Here is a 23,197-nt window from a genome sequence, read left to right as displayed (position 1 = left end):
GGCGGCGCGCATGGACTCGAGCACCCGCCAGAAGCCGCCACCCGTCTGCCGGCGGCTGCGCTCCAAGGGGACGCCGGGCATCCGCTACGAGGCCGTGGTGCACTGGGACTCCGGCTTCGAGTCGACCGCGACGTTCTGGTGCGTGGCCACGGGCGAGAGCGTCGGCCCGGACGACGACTTCGCGCACCCGCATGTCTGCGGAGAGGCCCGCGCCTGCTTCCGCCTGCCCGAGGTGGACCCGGCGGAGGAGCCCCCACTCCTGGACTGAGGAAGGAGCGCCTCCGCCCGGCAGCCCGGGCAGAGGCTTCCTCCCCGAGCGTCAGCGCATCGGGACGCGCATGGCGCGGGGACGCCGCAGCGCGAAGCCCAGCGCCGCGAGCAGCATGATGACCGCCCCGGGCACCGAGCCCTCCTCGCCCGCGGAGCACCCGCAGCCCGAGCCCGGCTCCTTCGCCACGGTGATGGAGACGGTGTCCTCACCGCTCTCGCCGTGGATGTCCGTCACCTGGAGCCGGAAGGTGAGCACCGTCTTCGCGCTCACCTCGGGCGCGGTGAACGTGGCGCGCGAGCCCTCCACCACCAGCTCCACGCTGGGGCCGTCCACCTGCGTCCAGGCGTAGGTCAGCTCCGTGCCGTCCGGGTCCACGGAGCCCGCGCCGCTGAGCGTCACCGTGCCGCCGCTCCGGACGCGCTCGTCCTCACCCGCGTCCGCCACGGGCGGCGCGGAGACGTTCCGCACGAGCACCGTCACGGTGGCCGGCGCGCTCGACAGCTCGCCGTCGCTGACCACGAGCTGGAAGGTCAGCTCGGTGTTGGAATCCACCGGGGGCGCCGTGAAGGTCGGGCTCGCCGAGCTGGCGCCCGACAGCGTGACGGCCGGGCCTCCCGTCTGCGTCCACGTGAAGGCGAGCAGCGCATCCTCGTCCGGGTCCGAGCCTCCGCCGAGGAGGGTGGCGCGCGCGCCCTCATCCACCGGAGCGACGGCCTCCGTCACGGCCACCGGCGCCCGGTTGCCGTCGGAGATGTGCCGCACCCGCACCGTCACCCGCGACGGGAGGCTGGTGTTCGTCCCGTCGCTCACGCGCAGCTCGAAGACCAGGTCCGTGTCCTCCGTCACCTCCGGCGCCCGGAAGGTGGGGCTTTGAGCGCTCACATCGCTGAGCGTCACCGCCGGGCCCGCCGCCTGCGTCCACGTCCAGGTGAGCGCGGCGCCCTCCGGGTCCGTTCCGTTGCCGGAGAGCGTCACGAGGCGCCGCTCGTTGACCGTCTGCGCCGGCCCCGCGTCCGCCACCGGCATCCGGTCGATGCACAGGCCCCGGTGGTCGACCAATGACGTGAAGGGCGTGTCCACGAGGCCCTCGAACTGGATGTCGTCCACGTCCCAGCCCGGCGCGCCGATGCTCGCATCCGTGCCGACGCGGAAGCGGATGCGAACCGTCTTTCCGGCGTAGGCGGTGCCCAGGTCCACCGAGGTGGAGATGAACGCCGGATGGCCAGGACTGAGGCCGCCATACACGGTCTGGTTCTCCAACGGATTCCCCCCGCCGGGCTCAATGACCGCGTTGTAGGGAAGGCTCAGGGCGCCTCCGAGATCGACCCAGTTCAACCCGTCGTCCTCGCTCAGCTCGATGACGGCGCCGTCGTAGAAGAGCCCGCCCCCGGTCTCGAAGGAGAAGCGGTGCTGGAAGGTGAAGCGGAAGGCCCCCGTGTTCGCCACCCGCAGCGGCGGCGAGACGAGCGAGGTGTCCCCGTAGGTATCGCTGTTCGGCCCGTGGAAGAACCCGTTCAGGCCGTCGGGCGCCGACTGCCGCTCCCAGGACAGGGGAATCCCTCCGGAAACGCCGTAGAACCAGGGGTGGTTGGTGGCCTCCGCCGTCTCGATGGCGCTCGTGCCGGGCAGCTCGTCCGTGTTCACTCGCAGCTGAAGGGTCCGCGACTGGTTCCCGGGAACGGTCTGCTCCGCGTCCCCGTAGCTGATGGTCAGGGGAATGGTGCGGGTGGAGACCGGACCGTTGAGCCGGACGGGCAGCTCCAGGGTGGCGAGCTGCAGCGGCTCCATGATGGGGAAGGCCACCGTCGTCCCTTCCGGGAAGGACACGTCCGGCGAGCCGCTGGAGAGCGTCATGCTCGTCTGGCTCAGCGTACCGATGCCGCTGTTGCGCAGCGTCACCCGCACGCGCACCGTCTCGCCCGTGTCGAGCACCCCGTCATCATCGCAGGACGCCGTCGTCCCCGGCTGCTCGAGAACCTCCACGCTGGCCAGCACCACGTCCTTGCCGATGTCGAAGCTCTCCACCACGCCGACGTGGTCCGGCGAGTCGCGAGGAGGCGCGATGGCGCGCGAGCCGGCACCACGCTTCGCGAAGGCCTGGGCGAAGAGGACGAAGTCCGCCGGGTCGTTGGCGTACGCCGCCGCCAGCAGCGCGTCACGCGCCTCCAGGAAGGTGGGCGCGTTGGGCGTCAGCTTCAGCGACGCGACGAGGTAGTCCCTCATCCGCTGCTGGGCCTGGGCGAACGTCAGGCGCTGCTTGTCGCGCAGCAGGGCCGCGTAGCACTCCCACAGCATCGTCGCCCACACCTGCCCGGAGGAGTGGACCTGCGCGTTGCTCGCGCCATTCGCACCGGAGGCCACGGGAATGCCCGCGGGCAGCCGGACGCCATTCTGGATGTGGCGCAGGGTGAGCGGGTTCTTCATCAGGTTGGTGGAGTACGGGTAGCGACGGTTGCCCCAGTAGTAGCCCTGGTTGTTGCCGCCGCTGTTCGCGTAGGCGGCGCGCGCGTACACGCCGTTGAAGTTGGCATTCGAGGGCCGCTGGTCATCGCCCTCGCGGACAATCATCAGCAGCCCCACGAAGTCGCTCCAGCCCTCGCCCATGCTGCGGCCCTGGTTGTTGGTCAGGCCGTTGGCGTCACCGATGAGGCGGTTGCTCAGGTAGTGCGTCCACTCGTGCGCGACGATGGTGTTGTCCAGCGTGCCATCGCGGTCGGTCGCCTCCCGCAGGAGCCTCGCGCTCGGGGGACGCTGGGCCATGAGCTGCTGTGACATCCCGTCGTGAATCGAGACGACGGGAATGGTGATGGAGGGGTCGCGGCCGATGATGATGGGGAAGATCTCCTCGAAGGTGAGGATGACGCCCACGGCGCCCGCGGCCTGGGCATGGGCGGCCTTGACGGTGGGCGCACAGCCTCCCATTCCCACCAGCGCGATGCGTCCGCGCATCACGAATGAGTTGGCCAGCGGCTCGCACGCATCGTCGTCGGTGCCCATCGGGCCGGGGACCCCATCTCGTGCAACCACGACGTCCGCGGTGATGTCGTACTGCTGGGCCCCGAAGGCGGCGCCTCCCACCGTCCAGCGCCCCGCCAGGGGGTGGTCCGGAGCAATCTCCAGGACCCGGACGCCGCGCGTCTCGTACTGGAACATCTGCATCCGGGGCGAATCGCCGTCCGAGGGCGTGGACATGTTCGCGTTGCTGAGCCCCGCGAAGTCCTGTCCCTCGGCGCGGAACCGGTCTCCGTCGAGTCCTCCGCGACCGTAGTTGTCCCATTGCGCGTTGCCCGACGCCTCGTCGAAGCCCGAGTCGTAGAACCAGTCGTGCAGGAAGTTCGTCACGAAGAACATCTGCGTGACGGCGGCCATCTGCTGCGTGTCGGTGACGCTCGGCGAGAGCAGCACGTCATAGGCATGGGCGAAGGTGCCTGGAGCACTGAGCGCGCCGCGGACGTCACCGGCGCTGAAGCCGTTCGGCGCGAAGAAGTCGGTGTAGGCGTCCACGTTGTTGCCCACCGTCTGCGTGGCCCCCTCGGGCAGCCACGGGTCATTGCGGCTGAAGGGCACGTTGCGCAGCGTCACCAGGTTGGGCTCCACGAAGGGCGACTGGTAGCCGTCCGGCAGGCCCGTGGGGTGCGGCGTGGCCGTGGTGCCCTGGGGACCGTCGAAGGGAATGTGGGGGCTCTGCGCGTCCGCCCACACCCGGTACGTGTAGCTCTGGTGGGCCGTCAGGTTGTGCCGGTAGAGCACCTGCCCGTCCGTGGCGGAGATGACGTAGGAGTAGGCGTCGCCCTCCGTCTCGGTGACGGGCGTGGTCTGCAGCTCCACGTAGTACGCGGGCACCAGGGTGCCGGGCAGCGGGAAGAAGACCTGGCGCACGCGCGCGGGCGCGGCGAGCACCGTCAGCCGAGGTCCGGGCGTGAGCGCATAACGGCTGTAGGGCCCCTGGGCGCGTCCGGTGGCCTTCAGGCTCACGGCCGGCAGGGGCTCACCATGCAGGTCCCTCCAGGCAAGGGCGATGGCCTCCGGCGGAGCGAGCACGAAGCGCGGCGCCGCCTTCTCCATGCGTGGCTCGGAGGCCACCGGGCTCAGGTACCCGGACATGGCGATGGGCTGCTGCTCCTTGTCCAGCAGCACCTTCAGCGACTGACGGAAGACGGGGATGCCGTCCACCTCCTGCGCGAAGGTGACGATGCTGCCGCCCTCGCGCATCCGGTGGACGCCACTCACCGGCACGTGCGGTGCGTCGGTACGGCTGAGCCGGTACAGCCCCGCCTGCTCACCGATGACGGCGCGTGCCGCCTCCTCGGGAGAGGCCGGCCGCAGCCGCTTCTGCCCATCCGGAGGCTTGACGCCCCAGACGAAGGTCGGCACGCCGAGGCGCGGCTCCTCGTGCACGACGTGGACGCCCTTCGCCCGCTCACGGGCGGTCGGCGCGTTCTTGGGGACGGGGCTGCTCGCGAAGGCATCCACCGTGGGAAGGTCCCTGGCGGCGGAGGCAGGACGTGCCATGACCGCCGCGAAGAGACCCAGCAGTGTGACGAGGCTGCGCACTGGGAGGCTCCATGTCTGGAAACAGGGTGGGACGGTAGGAGCGCGGCGCCTTGCCTGTCGATGAGGGGGGCCTCTCCACGCGCCATCACTTGCGCATGACAAGGATTGGGACGCTGGGCCCCTGGGGCTCTTGACAGCCTTTCCCAGGGAAGCCCCGGGCTCGATGGTGGCGACGGGAGCCCCTGGCCCGATTGCGCCGAGATGCGCGATAACCCGAGGCGTTCCGCGCCCCCTGGAGAACCTCGCTGCTCCGCCCTTCCCTCTTCTCGCTGGTGATGACCGCGCTGACGGTGCTGCACCTCGCCGGGTGCCTGCTGCTCGCGGCGGTGTTCTTCGCGCCTCCCCGGTCGCCCGCGCTCATGCAGTTCTTCAAGGGCATCCTGCGGGAGTACAGCCTGCTGCTGCTGGTGCCCGCGCTGCTGACGGCGCTGCTCGCCGCTCGCGCGTGGCGCGCCGGTGAATGGAGCTGGCTGCGATGGAGCACCAGCGCCGCCGCGCTGCTCGTCCTCTTCGCCGCCGCGTGGCCCGCCCTCTCCGCGTGGAGGATGGCGAGGACGCACGGCATCCCGCTCAGCCTGCGCGACTACTTCCGGCCCCTCGTGGGCCAGCGCCCGCCGCCGAGCCAGACGGTGCGCTTCGCCACCGTCGAAGGTGTCGACCTGCATGCCGACCTCTTCCTGCCCGACACACCGGCATCGGGCCCGCGGCCCGCCGTGCTCTACCTCCACGGCGGAGGCTGGAGCGGCGGAGAGCGCGGCTACGCCCGGGCCTGGGCGGACTTCTTCACCTCGCGCGGCCATCCATTCATCAGCTTCGACTACCGGCTCTTCCCACCGGCCACCGGGCTGAAGGCTCCGGGAGACGTCCAGTGTGGCATCGGCTGGGTGAAGGCCCACGCCGCCACGTACGGCATCGACCCGGACCGGCTCGTCCTCTTCGGCGAGTCCGCGGGCGGGCACCTCGCCACGCTCGCCGCCTACGCCAGCGGAGACCCTCGCCTTCCGCCCTCCTGCGAGACGGGGGACACCTCCGTGAAGGCCGTCATCAGCTTCTACGCGCCCAGCGACCTGGTCTTCGAGGCCGAGCACCTCGGCCCGAGCACGCGGAAGAACCTCGAGGGCTTCACGGGCGTGCCCCTGGAAGGGCACCGGGAGCTGTACGCGCTGCTCTCCCCGCTCACGCACGTGGGCCCGCGCTCCCCGCCGACGCTCCTGCTACACGGCGAGGCCGACGGCGCGGTGCCGCTCCACGCTTCACGGGTGTTGGCGGCACGGCTCGCGGAGGCCGGCGTGCCGCACCAGCTCTTCACGCTGCCCTACGCGGAGCACGCCTTCGATGTCTGGGATGGAGGCTTCGGCCGGCAGCTCGCCCGGGCGGTGGTGGAACGGTTCCTCCAGCGGCACGTGCCCGTCGCCGGGGCAGGCAGCGGCTCACCCCCCGGGTAGCGGACCGGTGGCCTGCCCCCGGAGGCAATCCACTCCAGAGACGCGCTCGCCCCGGGCGAAGCGGTCCACCACGCCGGCCAGGCACATGCCCCCTTCCTTGAAGGGAGAGTGGCCTCCGTCGATGAGCACGAAGGTGGCGCCCGGGATGAGCGCGGCGGTGCGTGCCGAGGGCTCCCACGGGGTGATGGGGTCCTTCACCCCCGCGAAGACGAGCGTGGGCACGCGAATCGAGGCGAGCCTCGCGCCGTTGTCGTGGAAGCGCGCGCGGGGCCGGAAGCCCTCGCACGTCTTCAGCAGCCCCCGAGCGAAGGCCTTGTTGTCGCAATAGAGCGTCGCTGGCGCATCCTCGGCGAGCTGCCGCGCGTACGCGGTGCTCATCAGCTCCTGGCAGTAGGTGGCATGCCCGGGGAGCGAGCCTCCCAGGTCCACCGACATGTCCGCCCCGGGCTCCAGCCCTTCGAGCAGCGTCCGTCCCTCCGGCGTCCCGTCCACCACCTGCGTGAGGAGCTGGGCCAGCTCGTCATGGCGGGCCTTCATCGCATGGGGCACCGCCAAGCCGATGGCATCCGTGAGGCGCACGGGCTTCTGGTCCGGCTGGCCCTGGTGCCAGACGAGCTTCCCGTCCGCGACGGCCTGGCGGAAGCGGGCCAGCGCGCGGCCCAGTCCGGCGTGCTGCTGCTCGGCGGCGATGAGGACGCGGTCGAAGCCGGTGCAGATGTCCCCGGTGGAGCGCCCGGTGGACTCGAAGGAGCCGAGCATCGCCGCCTCCACCGCCTCCGGGTGGCGCAGCACGTACTCCAACCCCAGAAAGCCGCCCCACGAGGAGCCCAGCACCGTCACCTTCCGCTCGCGGCCGAAGAGCGCGGTGCGCAGCGCCTCGATGTCCGCCACGTACTGGTCGATGGTGTAGCGCCGCGCGTGACGCTTCACGTACGCGGGGTCCTTCTCCTCGGGCAGCAGCGAGGCCCCCGAGCCCCGCTGGTCGAAGAAGACGATGTCGTAGTGGGCGCGGAGGGTGGCGCCCACCAGCAGGCCGTCCAGGAAGGCCCCGGGGTTGGCGATGGGCCGGCCCGGCCCACCGTGCAGGACGAGCAGGGGCTTCTTTCCCTCGCCTGCCCCGAAGCGCTCGTAGGCGAGCTGACGGACGGGGCCTCCCTTCTGCCGATGGTCCACGGGGACCTCCACGGTGCCCCGTGAGGAGGAGCGGGGCGCGTCGGCCGCGGACGCGACGGGAGCCAGGAGGAGCGAGGCGGAGAGGGCGAGGAGGCGCAGCGGAGAGGGAGCCATGGTGTGTGGGCCGTTGGTCCCGAACAACGCCCGGCGGCCCGCTCTATTTCCCGGGGAGCTCCCTCCCTCCCGCCGGAGCCCGCTCGCCGTTGGCTACGGGTAGCCCGCGCAGGCGTTCCCGCCCGGGATGCTGCACTCCTCGCTGACCCGCTGCTCATCGAGTTCCTCGCAGTCGTTGTCGCTGGACTGCTCGATGACCTCGATCATCACCTTCATGCACTTCATGCACGCGTCCTCCCCCGACTCCCCCACTGCCTCCCGGGCGTCCTTCATGTCCCGGACCACGTCCTCGTAGCAGTCGTCGTAGTCACTCTCGCCGCCACACTGCGTCCCATACGTACAGAGCGCCTCGGCCAGGTGCTCGGAGCGTTCCTCGAACGTCTCGCTATCGCTACCACAGGCGGACAGCAGCACGACGGCCAGCAGGGACATCACGTTCTTCTTCAAGGTTGCTTCTCCAAGGTGGGGTGGTGCTCCTCCTATTGAGCCAGCGGCACCGGTTCGGATCGCCCCGACTCGAAGAAGCGTCACGCGCGATGCCTTGATGCCACTGCATCGCAACAACCAGACCGCGAGCCCGTGTCCGTATGAATTTCGTGCGCGGCTCGCGGACACGGACCTGCCTCGGGGCATGGGACGCGTCCCCCCGTCATTCCGGGTGACGTCGCGCGCGCACCCGTCACACCACGGAGACAGCAGCTTGAGGGAGCATCACGCCCAGGCACGGGTCCGCCCGTCGTCCGAGATTCTTCACCGGGAATGGCATTCCAGGACGTCCACGCCGGCGCAGCGCTCCCGCGAGGACATCACCGCGCCGGAGCGCATCCGCTCCATCCTCCACACCGCCGCCGCCCTCGGCCGGCCCTGCCTGCTGCGCGCGGGCGAGCACGTGACGCGCATCCGGCTGGAGAAGCTCGACGCGGAGACAGGGCTGCTTCACTGGAGGTGCGAGGCACCCGACGAGGTATCGGGCCCGCTGCCGTACGAGGTGGAGGTCCCCGGCCATCACTCCGTCTACCGCCTGCACCTGTCCGGTGGCGTCTGGAAGGCGGACACGCATGTGACGCCGCTGCCCCGGCGTGTCGAGCAGGTGCGCCACCGCGCGCACCGGCGCGTGCCGGCTCCCGCGTCCCTGCGCGTGCGCCTGCCGCTGCCCGGCTGGCTCGGCCGCGAGCGCGAGGTCGTGGACCTGTCCCTGGAAGGGCTGGCGCTGCGGCTGCCCGCGGCCGAGCGGCTCACGCCGGGGCGGGTGCTGCACCCCATCGAGCTGCTCGTCGGAGACGCGCGACCCGTGTCGCTGCGTGGAGAGGTCCGCCATGTATCGGCCGCGACCGACGGAACCTTCCTGTGTGGCCTCCGCGTGGAGCCGCTGACGCCGGCTGACGCGAAGCGCTGGCGGGAGCTGGTGGCGCGAGCGCTCCATCCGTCGACACGTACCGACGGCGCGCTCGCGGAGGATATCTGGCGCCTCTTCATCGACTCGGGCTACTTCAACCTGGCTGGCAAGACGGCGAAGTGGTTCGAGGAGCGGCACACGACCTTCATCGAGCTGGGGCGGCGCGCGGCGGACCTGGGGGACCTCCTGTGCGAGGCGGTGTGGACGTCCGAGCGCGGCGCGGAGGCGACGCTCTCCACCATGAAGCCGTACCGCTCTCTGTGGCTGATCCACCAGCTCGCCCGGCGCGCGGGCGGCTCCCGGTTCGAGGATGTACCGGGACAGATGCTGCGTGACCTCTACGTGCACATCGTGGAGCACGCGCGGGCGGACCCCGGCTGCCGGTGGCTCGCGGCGTACATCGAATCCACGGTGCCCTTCGTCCGCCGCTCGCACGTCGGCTTCGCCGAGCGCATGGCCAGCACGGGCCGCGTGCTCCTGCGCCCCGTGAGGATGATTGACGTCGCCTGTGACACACCGGGTGGCCAGCAGACAGACGGACTGGACGTCGGCCCCGCGACGGCCGGTGAGCGGGCCCTGCTCGCGCGGGAGCTCTCGCGCACGCGTCCCGCCAGCTACCTCGAGGCGCTCGACCTGGGCCTCGAAGCGCTCGACCTGGAGGACGCGGCGCGTCCCTGGCACGCGGCGGGGCTGGAGCGCGAGCGGCACGTGGTGGTGGCGCGCCGGGGGCCGACGCCCGTGGCGGCGGCGGTGCTGGAGGTGGGCCCGCCTGGGACGAATCCCTTCCGCCTGCTGGACTCCGCCCGCCTGTTCCCCCTGTCCGCCGGAGGGCGAGACGCCTTCCCCGCCCTGCTGGACGCGGCACGCCGCTGGTTCGCCAGCCGGGGCCGTGACGGCTTCGTCTTCCTGGCCGAGGAGGACGGCGATGTCGAGGCGGCCCGCCTGCACGACGAGGCCCCCGAGGCGAAGCCGTACCTGTGGATCATCGCCGCCGACCTCGCGCCCGAGTTCCTGGAGCACATCCACGAGCAGACGGTGAACCGTCTGCGCCCCATCCACACCGAGAAGGAGCCGTCATGAGCCTGATGAACACGCAGTACCTGCCGCACGCCGAAGAGACCCGCGCCCGCCTGGACACCGAGCCCGTGGTGCGCGCGCTGCTGTCGCCGGACATCTCCCCCGCCCTGCTGGAGCGCTTCCTCATCGAGTGGTCCGCCCGGGGCGCGTACATGACGGAGCCCGTGGAGGGCTGGATTCGCGGCGCGGGTGAGCGCTGCATCGCGCTGGGCGAGCCGAAGCTCGGCCAGGCGCTCATCACCCACGCGAAGCACGAGGCCGGCCACCACCTGATGACCATCGAGGACGCGCGGGTGCTGGTGGGCCGCTGGAACGCGCGCTACGCGCAGCAGCTCGACGCGGACGCGCTCGTGGCCCAGGCGCCCACCGAGGCCATGCGCCAGTACCGGCAGGTGCATGACGAGGCCATCAACGGCGACCTGCCGCTCGGCCAGGCCGCCATCGAGTACGAGGTGGGCTACCTCGCCGTGGTGCTGGTGCCCCGCATCCTCGCGCAGGTGAAGAAGGTGCTCGGCCAGCAGACGCTGGACAAGCTCACCTTCCTCAACGAGCACGCCGCCGTGGACGTGGGCCACACGGCCCTCAACGAGCGGATGATGGAGGAGGTGCTGAAGACCCGCCCCGACGTGGGTCCTCTCCTGGCGGCGTATGGCACGCGCGGGCTGGACTGCTACCTGCGCTTCCTCGCCGACTGCCTCCAGGCCTCCCAGGGCACGTGGCGCCGGCTCGACGTGGCCGCCTGAGCGCGGGACGTGTCGCGCGTTGCACGAGTTGTGCACGCCGCTGCACGGCCGCGCGCGCCTCCTCGGGAGGACGGTTGGGGAACGTGGGTTGCAGAGGCGTCGCGGCATGAACCGCCGCGCCTCGCTCCCACTGGCCCTGCTCCCCGCTCTGCTCGTGGCCTCCGTGGCCCGGGCGGATTCCTATCTTCCCAAGGACGAGACGTTTCTCTTCGTCGGTCCACTGGTCAGCGGCTCCAGCCGTTCGAGTGGGCTGGGCGTGGAGCTGTCCCTCAACTTCATCGACGGCCTCACCGGGGTGGGGCCCTTCGCCCAGGCCCAGCTGATGGATTCCGAGTACGTGCGGCTGTGTGCGGGCGCGCAGCTCACCTTCGTCGTCCTCGGCATGGAGCTGGGCGTCATGCACGAGACGGGAACCCGCGACCACCTGCCCACGACGGGGCTGCACTTCGCCCCGTACCTGTCCTTCCTCTATGGGTCGGTAGGCGTGCGCTTCGGCATCCCGCTCGCCCCCCAGGTGGAGTCCATCCAGGGAGTACGGCGGCGCACCCCGCATGCCGGTGAAGTGGCCTTCGTCATGACGCTCAAGCTCCCCTTCAGGAAGAAACGCTCGGGGGGACTGGAGCCCCTTCTCTGAGGCTACGGGCACTCCGCCATTGAACGAAGGAACCGGCGCCTGTAGATGCTGCCGCTGCACAGGGGGCCGGATGACGAGCGGAAGCGACAGCGGCATTCAGTTCCCGTCCACTCCGGACGGGCGACGCAGCACGAGCGAGACGGCGCGGGCCGTCTTCGAAGCGGCCTTCGACGCCATCGGCGCCGACGCGTCGCGGGAGCTGCGCGCGGAGCGGCGGTGGCGCGAGCGCTACCCGCACTACGTGCGGCAACTGGTGGAGCGCTCCCTGGAGCGCCCGGAGAACGCCATCGCCATCGCGCGCGCCGGCCTGGACACGACGCGGCGCGCCTTCCAGTTCTGGCGGGACGGCCAGCCCCTCACCCTCGATGGCGCCATGGCCGCGCCCGCCACGGAGGGATTCCGCACGGTGACGCTCGAAGGGCGCGACCGCTCGGCGCCCGTGACGTGGGAGGTGCCGTACCGCGGGCAGACGCTGTCCGGCGACGCGCTCCTGCGGCAATTGGACGTCTGGGAGCGCGCGGGCGTGGTGGAGCCCTCGCACGCGGAGGCGCTCCGGCTGGTGCAGCGCAACCCGGCGTGGCTGGACCTGTCGGACCGGACGCTGGTGCTTCTCGGCGCGGCTTCGGAGGCGGGCCCCTTCCCCTGGCTCATGCGCTGGCGGGCGAACGTGGCCGCGGTGGACCTCCAGCGCCCGCACGTGTGGCAGCGCCTCACCGGGCTGGCGGCCAGCGGCAACGGCCGGCTCCTGGCGCCCGTGGCCTCCACCGCACCCGCTGGCGACGGCCCCGAGTACGTGCTCGCACGGGCGGGCGCGGACCTGCTCACCCAGGCGCCGGAAATCGCCGCGTGGCTGAAGTCCCTCCCGGGGGACGTGGACATCGCCTCGCTCGCCTACCTCGACGGAGAGCGGCACGTGCGCGTGTCCGTGGCGATGGACGCCATCGTCACCACCCTCAGCGAGGCGAAGCCGGGCACGTCGCTGGCGTACATGGCGACGCCCACGGACGTGTTCGCCGTGCCCGAGGACATCACCCTGCAGGCGGCCCGGCGCTACGACGAGCGGGCCCTCTTCGGACGCGCCGCCCAGGCCGCGCTGCGCGGGGTGAGCCGGGGCACACTGTTCCAGCCCGCCGCCAGCCGCATCATCGAGAGCAGCAACGGCCAGCGCTACGGCACGGTGGACTGCATCGTCCTCCAGCAGGGCCCCAACTACGCGCTGGCCAAGCGGCTGCAGCAGTGGCGCGCCATGGTCAACCGCGCGGCGGGGCAGCACGTGTCCATCAACGTCGCGCCCTCCACCGCCACGCAGTCGGTGGTGAAGAACCCGCTGCTGGCGGCCGGCTTCCGGGGCGCCTCCACCTTCGACGTGGAAATCTTCGAGCCCGCCACCACCAACGCCCTCATGGCCGCCATGTGGGTCCATGACCTGCGCAACCCCGCGGCGCTGTCCAACCCGGCGGTGCCGCTGCGCCACCCGCTGGAGCTCATCATGAACGGCGCCAACCACGGCGGCATGTGGCGGCTCCCGTACCTCATGCGCACGGTGCTGCCGCTGGCGGCGCTGCGGGGCTTCACGCGGCGTTCCATGTACTGAAACGAGAGCGCTTGGGGTTCCAACAGCAGGAGCCCCCACGGCGCGGACTGGATCTCCCAGGGCCCCAGGCACTAAGAGGCCCTGACCCATCCCGACGGGGGGATTGAATCGACAGCCGCTCGTTACGTCGATGGGGCAGCCGGCGCGGGCCATGGAGCGGCCCGGGCCGCATCAGGAGAATCAACGTATGAGCAAGAAGCTGGGCGCAGCAGTGTTCGCGGTGATGGCGTGTGTCCTCGGCCCGGTGACGGCGAGCGCGGAGGACAACGAAGGGGCCCTCATCGAGGTCACCGGCACGGGCGAGACCTCCACCCACAACTGCACGCAGGGCAGCGTGGTGGACATCACCGGCGCCTCCAACACCGTCACGCTGACCGGCGACTGCAAGAGCGTCACCGTGAGCGGCTCCAGCAACACCGTCAAGATCGAGGGCGTGCGCGCCATCGACGTGACGGGCACCGCCAACAACGTCACCTGGAAGCGCGGCGCCGGGAAGTCGAAGCCCAAGATTTCCCGCACCGGCGTGAACAACAAGGTCACGCAGGAGAAGTAGTCGTCGGCCCTCCGCGCGCCCGTCCCGTCACGAGACGGGCGCCGCGGGAGGCTGCTGACGAGCCCCGGCCGCTCCCGCGGAAGGTGCATCCGTCCCTACCGCAGCGGCGTGTCGAGGAAGGTCGGCCGGTTGTCGGTAATCTGCCCGCCGCCCGCGAGGAAGCGGCTTCCCACCGGAGGCCGCTCGCCGTCGAGGACGTACCCGAAGTCGAGCCGGAAGGGGATGATGTTGAACTGCGGCACCAACAGCCGCAGCCCCACGCCCACCGACTGCACCAGGTCCGGCCTCCGCACGTACGCGCTGCCCGCGTCGTAGAAGAGCACCCCGCCCACGTGCAGCGTGCGGATGATGAGCGGCGGGGTGCGGTACTCCAGGTTGAACAGCAGGAGCCGCCGCCCCGCGTACGCGTCCACGTTCGCTCCGCGCAGCCCGTTGCCCCCGCCGAGCAGCACCACCCGCTCGTTCACGTCATCGACATTCACGTCCAGCAGCCCCCGCGCCACGAAGCGCCCGCCCAGCACGCGCGGGGAGACTTGATGCACCTCCGTGGCCCAGCGGCGGTTCGTCCACCCCGCGCCACTTCCGAACTGGCGCCGCAGCGTCCCCGCGGTGGACACCGTGGTGAGCGCGTCTCCCAGCCTCACGCGGTAGCGCGCGGCGAGGCCGGCCTCCGTGAAGTGGGAGGCGGAGGCGAAGAGGGGCGGCGCGTAGCGCAGCGTGGCCGTCAGCGAGGGCCCCACCTGGAAGTCCTCGGACAGCGAGTAGGTGTCCACGTCGCGCAGCACCTCGTAGCGCGCCTCGAAGAGTCGCAGGGAGCCGGTGGCATGGACGGCGTCCTCGCTGCGCGGGAGGAAGCGGGACTGGAACCAGGCGCTCTGCTCCGCGTCCAGGCCGGACTCCACCGGGGGCGAGTAGGCCTTGCTGTACGCGCCGACCCCACCGCCCGCCTCCCACTTGAGCACGTCCCCCCAGGAGCGCAGGTACAGCACGCTGCCCGTCACCTCGCGCGCGTTGTACACGTAGGGCACCGGCTCGCCGCCGGGGAACGGCAGCTGCCAGACGTCCGCGCCCCGGAAGGTGCGTGACGTCTCCATGTTCCACGTCAGCTGCGTGGTGAGGCTCCAGCGGGTGGCCAGCGAGAACAGCGGCCGGCTCAGGGTGACGGTGCCGCGCGTGCCCTCGGCCCGGCCGCTCTCCCGGCCGAGGATGACGGCCGCGGACTCGTTGAGCGTCCACCGGCTGCCGAAGAGCTGCTTGTCGATGTAGCTCTGCCCCACGGACCAGGTGTCGAGCAGCAGGATGAAGTCGAGCGCCACCTTCTTCCCGCGGCCGAGGAAGTTGTCCTCGGTGCCCTGCAGGCGCAGGTACTGGAGCAGCGAGCCCACGGCGGAGAAGTCGTTGTTGAGCCGCAGCGACCAGACGTCCTTGGTGACGATGAGCAACGCCACCGAGCCGGGCGTCTCGCCGCGCACCGCCACCGCGCGCACCACGGCGAAGATGCCCAGCTTGCGCAGGTTGCGCGCCGTCTCGTTGGCGAGCGCCTCGGAGTAGGGCTGCCCCGGAGCGAGCAGCACCTCTCGGCGCACCACCTCCTCGCGCGAGCGGACGTGCAGTGTGTTGAGGAAGCCTGGGTACGGGTCCGTCTCCGCGACCACGTCCTCCAGGGCCACCAGCACCGCTTCCAGGGGCTTGCCCTCGGGCTCCGGGTCCACCTGGCGGCCGTTTTGCGCCAGCCCCCACTGGACGAGGACCTCCTCGTAGTTCTTCTGGGCGTCCAGCGTGTCCGTCGGCTCGGAGGGGGCGGCCGCGAGGGGGACCAGGAGCAGGGCGAGCAGCGGGAGCGGCACGCCCGGCATCCTGGCACGGACGCCGCCATCGCCTTGTGACACTGTGTCACAAGGCGACGACAGCCCGCGTCCGGCTCACTGCGCCGCGCGCAGCTGCGCCTCCAGCTGCCGCCGCACCTCCGGCGGGAGCGAGTCGAGCCCCTTTCGAAGCTGACCCCACGCAGCGCCTGCGTGGCTCCGTAGCTCTTGGTCAGACCTTCGATCCGGATCATTGGCTGAGACACGGGCTCACCCCATGAAACGAACGGTCCAACTCGCAACGCATACAGCTATTTCGAAACACGGTCCGCGCGCGGCCCAGGGCTCGTACCCGACGCGCATGCCCGGCAGGCGAGCAGCCGGCGTTCCCTTGGAGCATCAAGGAGGAGCCCGACACTTCGCGCCAGGTGAGACCCGTCCCCCCTTGAAGCGGATGCCGTCTCGACGTATCGCGTCAGGCCGCGCCCGGCTCGGCGCGCCCAGAGGTCCCCCTGCTGACACGCATCACGACACGCACCTTCGGACTCGCGGGGACGGCCACCCTGCTCTTCCTGCTGCCCTGGCTCGTCTACGGGAGCGCCGTCTTCCAGCGCTACGGCCTGCGCGACGACTACGCGCTCCTGCGCGAGGCGCGCGAGGAGCCGGGGAAGATTCTCCGCGTCTGCGCGGCCATGGGCCGCCCGCTGTACGGCTGGCTGCTGGAGCTGTCCGCGCGCGCGGCGGGCGACATCGACGGACTCAGCGGCATGCGGGCGCTGAGCGTGACGGGGCTGGGCCTGCTGGGCGCCGCCGTCTTCCTGCTGCTGCGGCGCGAGGGCTGGCGGCTGGCGCCCGCGGCGCTGCTCGCCGCGTACCTCACCCTCATTCCGTCCGCGCAGGTCGTCGCCAGCTGGAGCATCTGCTGGCCGCAGGCGGTGGCGCTGCTGCTGGGCGTGGCCGCGTTCGCGCTGGCGCGGCGGGGCATCGAAGCGCCCACGGGGCCCGCGTGGCGCGGCGGCGCGTGGTGCCTGGGCGGCGGCGTGGCGGTGGCGGCGGCGACGCTCATCTACCAGGTCAGCGGCCTGTTCTACGCCGTGCTGCTCGCGGGGGCACTGGTGATGCGCCAGGACGCGGACGCGCGGGCCACCGTGCGCTGGCTGGCGAAGCACCTGCTCGTCATGGGCGGCGGGCTGGGCGTGGCGTTCGTCCTCACGAAGCTGTCCTTCGCGGCGGGCCTGTTCACCCCCTCGCCGCGCGTCGTGTTCGAGAAGCAGTTCCTGGACAAGGCGGTCTGGTCCCTCACCCAGGTGATTCCCAACGCACTGGCGCTGAGCAGCCTCAACCGGACGGCCGCCGCGCCCCCCGCGAGCTACTGGCCCATGGTGGGCCTGACGCTGACCCTGGTGACGCTGGGCCTCTTCGCCGAGGGCCGCCGCGCGGGCCGTGACGGCGTGGGCCGGTGGCTGCTCGGGTTGGGAGCGCTGTCCGCCGCCACGTACTGCGTCGGCTTCCTCGCGGGAGAGCGCTGGCCCACGTACCGCACCCTCTACGCCCTCACCGGGGTGTGGAGCGTCTACTTCGCCGCGTCGCTCCTGAACCTGGGGCGCTGCTGGCCCGTGCATGGGCCGCGCGTGGCCACCGCGCTGCTGGGCGTGTTCGTGGCGGTGAGCGCACTGCTCGCGCACCGGCAGTCGGTGGAGCTGTTCGTGCTTCCCCAGCGCCGCGAGCTGGCCGTCATGGAGCAGGGCGCGCGCGAGGTGGTGCCCGCGCGGCATCCCCGCGTCTTCGTCCTCACCGCCTGGCAGAGCGACACGACCGCGCCCCTGCGCTACCTGGACGAGTTCGGCTCCGTGTCCGTGGACACCGAGTGGGTGGCCAAGGAGCTGCTCGGCGCGCTCATGCGCGAGCGCTTCCCCGAGGAGCGCGACGTCACCCGGCTCTACCGCTTCGCCGCCAGCCCTGTCCTCCCGGACCCACGCGCGTACGATGTCCTGGTGGACATGCGCCGGATGCGGCCGGAGTCGGCGCTCCCCATCCAGCTCGCGCGCTGAGTATCATCGGAGGCCGAGGGAGGAGCCTCCATGGCCGCGCGACACGTGGTGCTCGGGTTCGGACTCTGCGTGTCGGTGGTGGCGTGCAAGGGGCCCGCGCGCACCGGGGAGTCTCCCGACGCGCAGCCCCCCGTCGTGCGGACGGACGCCGGGACTCCGGACCCGGACGACCTGACGTGGGTGACGGTGCCGGCGTCGGACACCCGCGTGCAGTACACCGGGCGGAGGTACGCCTCCGAGGCCGGCGTCGTCTTCTCCCATCCCGGAGTGACGATTCGCGCGCGCTTCTGGGGCGACGCGGTCCGCATGAGGCTCAACGACTTCGGTCTCGGTGACGAGACGACGACGAACTTCTTCGACGTCAGCATCGACGACGGCCCGCCCACGCGCCTCGAGGTCCGGAGCGGCCAGCCCGTCTACGAATTGGCCACCGGGCTCCCCGTGGGGCTTCACACGGTGGAGGTCATCAAGCGCACCGAGACGCTCGTGGGCGTCAGCGAGTTCGTGGCCCTGGAGGTCCATGGCGAGCTTCACGACCCGCCGGCACGCCCCGGGCTGCGGATGGAAGTGGTGGGCGACTCCATCACCTGCGGCTATGGCAGCGAGGTGTCGCTCATCCCGGAGTCCTCGTCCTGGACGGCGCCCACCTTCACGTCGAAGAACGAGAACGTCACGCGGGGCTACGCGTGGCTCACGGCCCGGCGCCTGGGCGCGGAGCTGGTGACGGTCTGCTACTCGGGCCACGGCGTGTACCGCAACCTGGACATGTCCACGTCGGACCTGATTCCCGCCCTCTACGAGCTGGCGGTGCCGGGCCGGCCGGCGGTCTGGGACGCCCGCCAGTACGCCCCCGACGTGATTGTCGTCAACATGGGCACCAACGACACCTTCGCGGGTGGCGGCACCAGCGCGTTCCTCCCCGACGAGGCGGCGTTCAAGGCGGCCTACCGGAGGTTCCTCGCGCGGCTGCGGGAGCTGCACCCCCAGGCACGCATCGTGTGCACGCTGGGCAGCATGACGGACGGCTACAAGCAACAGGAGCGCAACGGCACGGTGACGTCGGTGCACGTCGGCGACTGGGTGACCCAGCTGGTTTTGGAGCGCAACCGCGCGGGGGACAGCCGGGTCTACCGCCATGTGATGGCCGTGCAGGACCCCAACGTCGACGGCGTCGGCGAGGACTGGCACCCGTCGCCCACCACGCACCAGAAGATGGCGGACGCCCTGACCCGGTTCATCCAGGAGCAGGTGCTCCGCTAAAAGCCTCCGCCGCGCGGCCGACGCAATCGCCTTGCCGCCCGCGCGTACATCGCCGTATCCACCGGGAGCATCGAATGAACTGGCTGAACGCGCGCATCGTGAGCGCGCTCGTGGTGTGGGCGTTGGTGCTGGTTGCCCCTGTCGCCGAGGCGGCGTCGCGGCAACAGGAGCTCGAGCGGTTTCTCTCGAAGTTCCACCGGCTGAACCAATTCAACGGGACGGTGCTCGTCGCGGACGAGAAGGGCGTCGTCTTCAAGAAGGGCTACGGCTCCGCCAACTTCGAGTGGCAGGTGCCGAATACGCCGGACACGAAGTTCCGCATCGGATCCATCACCAAGCCCTTCACGGCGATGGTCATCCTACAGCTCGTCGCCGAGGGGACGCTGAAGCTCGACGACAAGGTCACCACGCACCTTCCGGACTACCGCAAGGACACGGGTGACCGCGTCACCATCGCCCACATCCTGCACCACACCTCTGGCATTCCCAACTACACGACCCCCGAGTTCTTCGCGGGCCCCTCGCGAGACCCGTATACCGTCGCGGACTTCGTGAAGACGTTCTGCAGCGGGGACCTCGAGTTCGAGCCCGGCACGAAGTGGGCGTACAGCAACTCCGCCTACTTCCTGCTCGGCGCCATCATCGAGAAGGTCACCGGCCAGACGTACGCGCAGGCCCTGCGCCAGCGCGTGCTCGACCCGCTGGGGATGAAGGACACGGGCTACGACGTCACCGACACCGTGCTCCCGAAGCGCGCGAGCGGCTACGAGGCCGCTCCCGAGGGGCTCGTCAACGCGTCCTACCTCGACATGAGCCTGCCCTACTCCGCCGGCTCGATGTACTCGACGGTGGAGGACCTCTACCGCTGGGACCGGGCGCTCTACACGGACACGCTGCTGCCCGCGGCGCTCAAGCAGCGGATGTTCACCCCGGCCCTGGAGAACTACGCCCTCGGGTGGGACACCAGCCCCCTGCAGCTGCACGATGGCAAGACGGTGCTGGCCGGCCTCGGCCACAGCGGAGGCATCAACGGCTTCAGCACCCTGCTCGTCCGCGCGCCCGAGCGGAAGCAGGTCGTCATCCTCCTCGACAACACCTCGCGGAGCGCGAAGCTCATGGAGATGGCGACGGGGGCGCTGAGCATCCTCAATGGAATCCAGCCCCGGCAGCCCAAGCCGTCCATCGGCGAGGTCGTGACGGCCACCCTCGCGAAGTCCTCCGTCGCGGAGGCCGTCGCCCGGTACCGCACCCTGAAGGCCCAGAAGGCGGGCGAGTATGACTTCTCCGAGCGGGAGCTGAACCGGGTCGGCTACCGGCTGATGCGGACCGGGCGCGTGGCGGACGCCATTGAGATCTTCAAGCTGAACGTGGAGATGTTCCCCGCCTGGGCGAACGGCTACGACAGCCTGGGCGAGGCCTACCTGAAGCACGGGAACAAGGAACTGGCGGTCTCGAACTACCGCCGGGCCGTGGAGCTGGACCCGAAGAACACCGGCGCGGCGGAGGCCGTCCAGCAGCTCGAGAAGGCGAAGGAGGCACATCCAGCGCCCCGCTGAGGGTCCCGAGCCTGGCGGTCCTCCGGGGCCTTGTCAGGCCCGGAGGGCGTGGCGCGTCCCGGGCTCACACGCGGCAAGCGAACGCCGGCCCACGCTTCGGTGGCAGCCCCCGCGCGCCGCCACCGGAGCCCGCGTCATGAAGCTGGAGCCCATCGACACGCCCTATTTCGGGAACGACGGCCGGGGCCCCACGCGCCTGCGGTGGCTGCACTGGAGCGACAGCCGTTTCGAGGAGGCACGCCGGGACGGCGACCCGGGAGGCATCATCGGGGCCGAGTTCGCGTGCGACTTCCTCACCGATGATGACCCGTCGGGACCATTCGGGAGCACCGTGCTCTCCAATCCCCAGCGGGCCCCCCGTGCGTGGGTGTACTTCGGGGGCCTGCAGGTCATTCAAGTCGTTCCCGAAGAGGTCCACAGCTACTGGCATCGGGAGCTTCCGCGCGAGGGCTTCGCCGGCGTCGGGCGCATCGTGGACTCGCACTGGCTGGCCTCATTCAACCCCCGGCACCTGTCGGCCTGCGGCCACTACGTGCTGGAGTTCTATGACGAGCTTGTCGAGGTCATCGCCACGGAGCTGCTCTGGGGCCGGGGCCCGTTCCAGATTGAAGTGCTCGCCGAGACGAATCCGTACTTCCTTGATGCCTACTACTCGCGCGCCCAGGCCCGTGAGCAGGCCGGAGACCTGGCCGGGGCCATCAGCGACTACGAGCGGTACGGCGCGAAGACGCCCAATCGAAGCTCGGCGGAGTATGCGGAACGCACTGTCGAGCGCCTCCGCGCCCAGCTGAAGAAGCAACCCCACCGCAAGCCCCGGTGACGCAAACCATGCTAGGGATTCCCCTCGCCCCGCATGGGCCAGGAGGAACCATGTCCGAGGATGACCGGCGGAGGTGGAACAGCCGCTACCGCGAGCAGGAAGGAACCCGCGAGCCCTCCCCGTTCCTCCGCTCGCTGGACGACCTGCTCCCCCGCACGGGCCGCGTGCTCGACGTGGCGGGAGGCACCGGGCAGGACGCCCTGTGGCTCGCCCGGCGCGGCCTGGACGTCACGCTGCTGGACATCTCGGAGGTCGCGCTCGAAAGGGCCGAGCATGCCGCGCGAGCGGCGGGAGTGCCCCTGCGGACGCTGCGGCTGGACGTCGAAACCGAGCCGCTCCCGCCCGGCCCCTTCGACGTCGTGCTCTGCCTGAACTTCCTCTGGCGGCCACTCTTCCCGGCCTTCCAGAAGGTGCTCGCCCCCGGTGGGCTGCTCGTCTTCGCCCAGCCCACCCGGAGCAACCTCCAGCGGCACGCGCACCCCTCCGCCCGCTTCCTGTTGGAGGACGGCGAGCTGCCCGGCCTCCTCCAGGGACTGCAACCCGTGTCCTATACCGAGGGGTGGACCGGGGAAGGACGCCACGAGGCCCGCGTGGTCGCGCGGGCCTGAGGACGGCCGGTCAGAAGATGCCCTGGCCCGGCGTGAGGACGCGGGCCGGGTCGAAGAGCTGCTTCGCCAGGTCGAAGCGCCACCAGTACGGGCTGAAGTGGCGGCGCCAGTCCGCGGGGCTCATCGGGACGGCATCGACAGGGTAGAGCTTCCCGCCAATGGCGGTGAGCCGGTCGAAGATGGCGCGGTTCTTCTGGACGAGCTCCGCCACCTTCTCCGGCGTCGGCGGGATGGCGGTGCGCAGCAGCGAGAAGAGGAAGACGTGCGTATCCGCGGGCGCGCGGAGGAAGGGCGCGGTGAGCTTCGAGGTGCGGAAGGGGTACAGCAGGATGGGCCCCTGCCCCATGTCCGCGTCGGTGGTCTGGGACAGCACCTCCTGCACGAAGGCCTCGGCGGAATGGGCGGGGACGAACATGTCCAGCCACGGGTGCGGGAACTCCCAGACCCCGAGCTGCTGGAGCAGCGCCACCAGCGGCGCGAGCCGGTTGGCGAAGTCGAAGTAGCTGCCGTCCGTTACCTGCAGCGTCCCGGGCTGAAAGCCGAGGCCCGCCAGCAGCGTCGCGTCCTGAGGCTCGGCACCCGGGGTGAAGTACTTCACCACCTCCAGCTGGTAGGCCCAGCCGCCCCCGGAGGCGACGACGGCGCCCTCGACGTAGTCGAAGCGACCGTCCTCGATGAGGCACCGCTGGTCCGCCAGGAAGCGGGAGAGGTCGTTGTACAGCGCGATGTAGGTCCGCGCGCGGGGCGGCACGTCGACGAGCCGCACCCGGGCGCGCACGATGATGCCGAACTGGCCCAGGCCCGCGCGCACGGAGTCGAACAGGGTCCGCTCCTGCCAGGGCGAGCACCGCACGAGCTCGCCTTCACCCGTGACGACATCCATCTCCAGCACGTTGTCCACCTGGAGGCCCCAGCGGAACGCCTGCCCGCCGATGCCGCCCACCGACAGCGTCCCGCCGATGCTCAGCTCGATGTAGTCGGTGAGCACCGGAGGGCTCTTCCCGGCCGGGAGCGCGGCCTGGAGGAGCTCATGCCACCGCACGCCCGCGTCCACCCACGCGCTCGTCGGGCCAATCTCGTGGATGGTCGCCAGCGCGGACATGTCGATGACGATGCCGGCCTCCACCTGCGCCTGGCCGAAGGCGCTGTGGCTCTCGCCGATGCCCCGCGAGCCGGCGATGCGCAAGCCCTGACACCGCGCGAAGCGGACCATGGCGACGATGTCCTGCACGGAGCCGGGAACGAGCACGGCCCAGGGAACGCGGTGCTGGATGTGGCCAAAGTCCTCCGCCGCCGCGGCGAGCGTCGCCGGGTCCATCAGAAGCTGGCCGTCCAGTGCGGGCAGCGGCACCGCGCCCGGCTCCACCGTGGTGGCCCAGCTCCGGGTCGCGGGGATGAAGGCCGCCGCCGCCAGAGCGCTCTGGAGCATCGACCTGCGGGAGAAAGTTCGACTCGTCATGGATTTGCTACTCCTCGTTGCCTGACCTGATGTGGGGTCTGGCGTGAGAGTGACACGTTTCCCCCGAGCGCTGCATCCCACCCC

17 protein-coding genes are annotated in these 23,197 nt (G+C 70.9%); 12 read left to right on the top strand and 5 right to left on the bottom strand.

Going from position 1 to position 23,197, the window contains the following annotated elements:
- Window positions 1-10 precede the first annotated feature (10 nt).
- Window positions 11-268, top strand: coding sequence for a hypothetical protein (locus tag HG543_RS27715; RefSeq protein WP_169347884.1), 258 nt, complete (start codon window positions 11-13; stop codon window positions 266-268).
- Between the two features lie 51 nt (window positions 269-319).
- Here HG543_RS27715 and HG543_RS27710 read toward each other — a convergent pair whose 3' ends face one another.
- On the bottom strand, window positions 320-4,825 hold the full coding sequence (locus HG543_RS27710; protein ID WP_169347883.1) for a myxosortase-dependent M36 family metallopeptidase: 4,506 nt from the start codon (window positions 4,823-4,825) through the stop codon (window positions 320-322).
- A 275-nt stretch (window positions 4,826-5,100) separates the two neighbouring features.
- On the opposite strand from HG543_RS27710, the gene HG543_RS27705 reads away from it, so the two are divergent.
- Window positions 5,101-6,270 (top strand): alpha/beta hydrolase, encoded by a 1,170-nt coding sequence (locus HG543_RS27705; protein WP_169347882.1) that lies wholly within the window; start codon window positions 5,101-5,103, stop codon window positions 6,268-6,270.
- Here HG543_RS27705 and HG543_RS27700 read toward each other — a convergent pair.
- Both HG543_RS27700 and HG543_RS27695 read right to left on the bottom strand, forming a co-directional pair.
- A complete protein-coding gene (locus HG543_RS27700) occupies window positions 6,256-7,557 on the bottom strand; it encodes an alpha/beta fold hydrolase (protein ID WP_169347881.1) in 1,302 nt (433 codons plus the stop codon). The two genes, HG543_RS27705 and HG543_RS27700, sit on opposite strands and share 15 nt — an antisense overlap.
- A gap of 93 nt (window positions 7,558-7,650) precedes the next feature.
- The gene (locus HG543_RS27695) at window positions 7,651-8,004 is read right to left on the bottom strand and encodes a hypothetical protein (protein WP_169347880.1); all 354 of its coding nucleotides are present in this window, start codon (window positions 8,002-8,004) and stop codon (window positions 7,651-7,653) included.
- A gap of 253 nt (window positions 8,005-8,257) precedes the next feature.
- Here HG543_RS27695 and HG543_RS27690 point away from each other — a divergent pair, with 253 nt between their 5' ends.
- From HG543_RS27690 to HG543_RS27670, 5 genes are all read left to right on the top strand, one after another.
- Complete coding sequence (locus HG543_RS27690; protein WP_169347879.1) at window positions 8,258-10,033, top strand: PilZ domain-containing protein; 1,776 nt, start codon at window positions 8,258-8,260, stop codon at window positions 10,031-10,033.
- Complete coding sequence (locus tag HG543_RS27685; protein ID WP_169347878.1) at window positions 10,030-10,773, top strand: hypothetical protein; 744 nt, start codon at window positions 10,030-10,032, stop codon at window positions 10,771-10,773. Before HG543_RS27690 ends, HG543_RS27685 begins: the two co-directional genes overlap by 4 nt.
- 106 nt (window positions 10,774-10,879) lie before the next feature.
- Entirely contained in the window at window positions 10,880-11,407 is a 528-nt protein-coding gene (locus HG543_RS27680; RefSeq protein WP_169347877.1) for a hypothetical protein, read from the top strand.
- 70 nt (window positions 11,408-11,477) lie between these two features.
- The gene (locus HG543_RS27675; RefSeq protein ID WP_169347876.1) at window positions 11,478-13,001 is read left to right on the top strand and encodes a serine/threonine-protein kinase; all 1,524 of its coding nucleotides are present in this window, start codon (window positions 11,478-11,480) and stop codon (window positions 12,999-13,001) included.
- A 187-nt stretch (window positions 13,002-13,188) separates the two neighbouring features.
- Window positions 13,189-13,554 carry a DUF3060 domain-containing protein gene (locus tag HG543_RS27670; protein WP_169347875.1) on the top strand — a complete coding sequence of 122 codons (366 nt, stop codon included), beginning with the start codon at window positions 13,189-13,191 and terminating at the stop codon, window positions 13,552-13,554.
- A 95-nt stretch (window positions 13,555-13,649) separates the two neighbouring features.
- Here the strand turns inward: HG543_RS27670 and HG543_RS27665 are convergent, their stop codons facing one another.
- Window positions 13,650-15,410, bottom strand: a complete 1,761-nt coding sequence (locus HG543_RS27665) for a BamA/TamA family outer membrane protein (RefSeq protein WP_171817903.1) — start codon at window positions 15,408-15,410, stop codon at window positions 13,650-13,652.
- Between the two features lie 641 nt (window positions 15,411-16,051).
- Here HG543_RS27665 and HG543_RS27655 point away from each other — a divergent pair.
- From HG543_RS27655 to HG543_RS27635, 5 genes are all read left to right on the top strand, one after another.
- Window positions 16,052-17,410: a hypothetical protein gene (locus tag HG543_RS27655; protein ID WP_246357340.1), complete on the top strand. Its 1,359-nt coding sequence runs from the start codon at window positions 16,052-16,054 to the stop codon at window positions 17,408-17,410.
- A gap of 30 nt (window positions 17,411-17,440) precedes the next feature.
- On the top strand, window positions 17,441-18,670 hold the full coding sequence (locus HG543_RS27650; protein ID WP_169347873.1) for an SGNH/GDSL hydrolase family protein: 1,230 nt from the start codon (window positions 17,441-17,443) through the stop codon (window positions 18,668-18,670).
- A gap of 74 nt (window positions 18,671-18,744) precedes the next feature.
- The gene (locus HG543_RS27645; protein ID WP_169347872.1) at window positions 18,745-20,226 is read left to right on the top strand and encodes a serine hydrolase; all 1,482 of its coding nucleotides are present in this window, start codon (window positions 18,745-18,747) and stop codon (window positions 20,224-20,226) included.
- Window positions 20,227-20,362: 136 nt separating this feature from the next.
- Window positions 20,363-21,046, top strand: a complete 684-nt coding sequence (locus HG543_RS27640; RefSeq protein WP_169347871.1) for a tetratricopeptide repeat protein — start codon at window positions 20,363-20,365, stop codon at window positions 21,044-21,046.
- Window positions 21,047-21,096: 50 nt separating this feature from the next.
- Complete coding sequence (locus tag HG543_RS27635; RefSeq protein ID WP_169347870.1) at window positions 21,097-21,654, top strand: class I SAM-dependent methyltransferase; 558 nt, start codon at window positions 21,097-21,099, stop codon at window positions 21,652-21,654.
- A 10-nt stretch (window positions 21,655-21,664) separates the two neighbouring features.
- Here the strand turns inward: HG543_RS27635 and HG543_RS27630 are convergent, their stop codons facing one another.
- A complete protein-coding gene (locus tag HG543_RS27630) occupies window positions 21,665-23,113 on the bottom strand; it encodes an FAD-binding protein (RefSeq protein WP_169347869.1) in 1,449 nt (482 codons plus the stop codon).
- Window positions 23,114-23,197 lie beyond the last annotated feature (84 nt).

It is taken from the genome of Pyxidicoccus fallax, assembly GCF_012933655.1.
Lineage (GTDB): Bacteria > Myxococcota > Myxococcia > Myxococcales > Myxococcaceae > Myxococcus > Myxococcus fallax.
The sequence above is the reverse complement of the archived record's forward strand: the minus strand, read 5'-3'. Positions and strand labels throughout refer to the sequence as shown.

Coding starts and splice junctions, on each gene's coding strand:
- HG543_RS27715 (WP_169347884.1), top strand. CDS start 11: ATGGACTCGAGCACCCGCCAGAAGCCGCCACCCGTCTGCCGGCGGCTG.
- HG543_RS27705 (WP_169347882.1), top strand. CDS start 5,101: ATGACCGCGCTGACGGTGCTGCACCTCGCCGGGTGCCTGCTGCTCGCG.
- HG543_RS27700 (WP_169347881.1), bottom strand. CDS start 7,557: ATGGCTCCCTCTCCGCTGCGCCTCCTCGCCCTCTCCGCCTCGCTCCTC.
- HG543_RS27685 (WP_169347878.1), top strand. CDS start 10,030: ATGAGCCTGATGAACACGCAGTACCTGCCGCACGCCGAAGAGACCCGC.
- HG543_RS27680 (WP_169347877.1), top strand. CDS start 10,880: ATGAACCGCCGCGCCTCGCTCCCACTGGCCCTGCTCCCCGCTCTGCTC.
- HG543_RS27675 (WP_169347876.1), top strand. CDS start 11,478: ATGACGAGCGGAAGCGACAGCGGCATTCAGTTCCCGTCCACTCCGGAC.
- HG543_RS27670 (WP_169347875.1), top strand. CDS start 13,189: ATGAGCAAGAAGCTGGGCGCAGCAGTGTTCGCGGTGATGGCGTGTGTC.
- HG543_RS27665 (WP_171817903.1), bottom strand. CDS start 15,410: ATGCCGGGCGTGCCGCTCCCGCTGCTCGCCCTGCTCCTGGTCCCCCTC.
- HG543_RS27655 (WP_246357340.1), top strand. CDS start 16,052: ATGGGCCGCCCGCTGTACGGCTGGCTGCTGGAGCTGTCCGCGCGCGCG.
- HG543_RS27650 (WP_169347873.1), top strand. CDS start 17,441: ATGGCCGCGCGACACGTGGTGCTCGGGTTCGGACTCTGCGTGTCGGTG.
- HG543_RS27645 (WP_169347872.1), top strand. CDS start 18,745: ATGAACTGGCTGAACGCGCGCATCGTGAGCGCGCTCGTGGTGTGGGCG.
- HG543_RS27640 (WP_169347871.1), top strand. CDS start 20,363: ATGAAGCTGGAGCCCATCGACACGCCCTATTTCGGGAACGACGGCCGG.
- HG543_RS27635 (WP_169347870.1), top strand. CDS start 21,097: ATGTCCGAGGATGACCGGCGGAGGTGGAACAGCCGCTACCGCGAGCAG.
- HG543_RS27630 (WP_169347869.1), bottom strand. CDS start 23,113: ATGACGAGTCGAACTTTCTCCCGCAGGTCGATGCTCCAGAGCGCTCTG.